Annotated in this window: 4 protein-coding genes; all 4 read left to right on the forward strand. The window is 70.4% G+C overall.

All coding sequences use genetic code 11. From position 1 onward, the window contains the following. The coding region (locus IG02_RS37380) for a hypothetical protein (RefSeq protein WP_037805184.1) at positions 1-506 on the forward strand (506 nt) is incomplete at its 5' end. 10 nt (positions 507-516) lie between these two features. Continuing rightward, positions 517-1,191 (forward strand): hypothetical protein, encoded by a 675-nt coding sequence (locus IG02_RS0135345; RefSeq protein ID WP_030757682.1) that lies wholly within the window; start codon positions 517-519, stop codon positions 1,189-1,191. Between the two features lie 67 nt (positions 1,192-1,258). Then, positions 1,259-1,450 (forward strand): hypothetical protein, encoded by a 192-nt coding sequence (locus IG02_RS0135350; RefSeq protein ID WP_030757685.1) that lies wholly within the window; start codon positions 1,259-1,261, stop codon positions 1,448-1,450. Positions 1,451-1,454: 4 nt separating this feature from the next. After that, the coding region (locus IG02_RS37385) for a hypothetical protein (RefSeq protein ID WP_199814142.1) at positions 1,455-1,970 on the forward strand (516 nt) is incomplete at its 3' end.

Here is a 1,970-nt window from a genome sequence, read left to right on the forward strand (position 1 = left end):
CCCTCGCCGAGGCGGACGGCTTCAGGTATGAGGGCTTGGAGCCGCACGACTATCAGCGGCACGTGGGCGCGGTGTTGGCCGTGCTGCCCGCGCCCGTCGACCGGGCCGCCGTGCGTGCAGCCGCGTTTGAGGAGGCCGCCGCCCACTACGCCAAGCTGACCGACCAGAACGAGGCATACAACCTTGCTGAGCACGGATCGATCGACGAGACGGCCCGCCTGTACGAGGCGGTCCGCGACGTGGTGGCCGGGCTGCGTCGTCTGGCTGGCGAGGCGCAGCAGGACGAGCACGTCTGCAAGCCCGGCGCGAGCCTGTACTACTGCCCGACCGCGGGCGAGGTCGAGTCCGACTGCCACGGCGGCTTCGACGTCTGCTGCGGGCGGCCCGACCTTCACCAGTCGGTGACAGCGCACACCGACACAGCGGACCGTGCGCCCTGTACGGCCGCGAGGCGCATGACCGCAGTGACCACCGGGCCGATTCCAAGGATCACCTCCCGCCGATGACCGTGACGCCATGGCCCGGTACGACCAACTCGCATCCCGTGTCTACACCGAGACCCGCATGCCATCCGGCACCCGCGACCTCGTCCTCGCGCTCGGCTGGGTCACCCTCCGCGACCCCCGCCGCCACGACCCGGCCATCGGCACCTGGGCCCGGACACGCGAGGTGATGAATACGGACAACAAGCGGATCTGGCAGCTCATTGCCGAGGACGTGCCGCGCTATGACTTCGACCTGCACGACAAGGCGCCGATGGGCTGCCAGGCCCCGATGGTCCGCGTGCAGCGCCTGTGCGGGCGGAACACGATGTACGGCTTCTCCGAGTTCGACCCGGCGACTGGCTGGATGACCTACTGGGGCTTCTGCAACCGGCCGCGCTGCCGCGAGTACATGCGGACCATCGAGCAGCGAGCGAAGGGCAGCAAGGACCGCGCGCCTGAGCCGATCCCGAACGCTGGCGGACTGCTGCCCCTGTTCTTCTCCTGGAACTGGGAAGCCAAGTACCGCAAGGCCATGGCGCTGATCAAGTTCCGGTCCTCGTGGGAGCCGCCGTCATATGGCCTGTCGGCTGACGAGTGGCCCGAGGTGCCCGGTCAGGAGAAGCCGAAGGCGTTCCCGAAGCTCCGCTTGATCGCGTCCGGCGGGGAAGTCATTCAGCGTGCCCGCCCGAAGCTCGTCATCGCCTGACCGCCCCTTGTTCTGCGGCTGGCGGCCCACCTGCCGCCAGCCGCCCCCCAATCCGAAGGAGAACACGATGCCCAAGAAGACCGGCCACCATGGGCACACGCCGCCCTCCGGCGGCTCCCAGCCGTGGGGTGTGTACGTCGCCTCGGAACGGGACGGCGACGGGCAGCCGACGCACCTGATCGTGGCTCGCTCCGCCGGTGCGCACGTCGCTGAATCCGATGCCGCATGGATCCGCCAGCGGCTGAACCGGCAGGCCTGACGCCATGGCTGATACAACGACGGCCACCGTCACCGTGCACGCCCCGACGGGGGAGAACGCCGGGCAGTGGGCGCAGACGATCGCCGACCACGTGCGCGCCGAGTACGGCGACAGCATGCGCCTCGACATCCACATCGGTACTCCGGCGGCGGGCGCCGAGCTGGAACGGGTGCGCGAGCGGCTGGCCCACGCGGAGGCCGAGCTGGACCGGCTCCACAACGGCGAGTCCGCCGACGCGGCAGCCGGCTCCTACGCCGGGCGGGCGGAGCAGGCCGAAGCTCGCGTGCGTGAGCTGGAAAAGGAGCTGGCCGACGCGGACGCCGAAGCTGACGCGCTCGCGGACCACTCCGACCGGACATGCGAGGCGGTCATCGCCCGCGACCGTGCGGAGGCCGCCATCGCCCGGGTGCGCCGGCTGTGTGAGATGACCATCGCCTGTTCCGTCCGGGTGCACGCGGTACAGCAGGCCCACGACATCCTGGCCATCCTCGACGGCACCGGCCAGCCCGACCCTCTGAAG

Origin of the sequence: Streptomyces sp. NRRL F-5135, assembly GCF_000719775.1 — a bacterium.
Classification (GTDB): domain Bacteria; phylum Actinomycetota; class Actinomycetes; order Streptomycetales; family Streptomycetaceae; genus Streptomyces; species Streptomyces hebeiensis.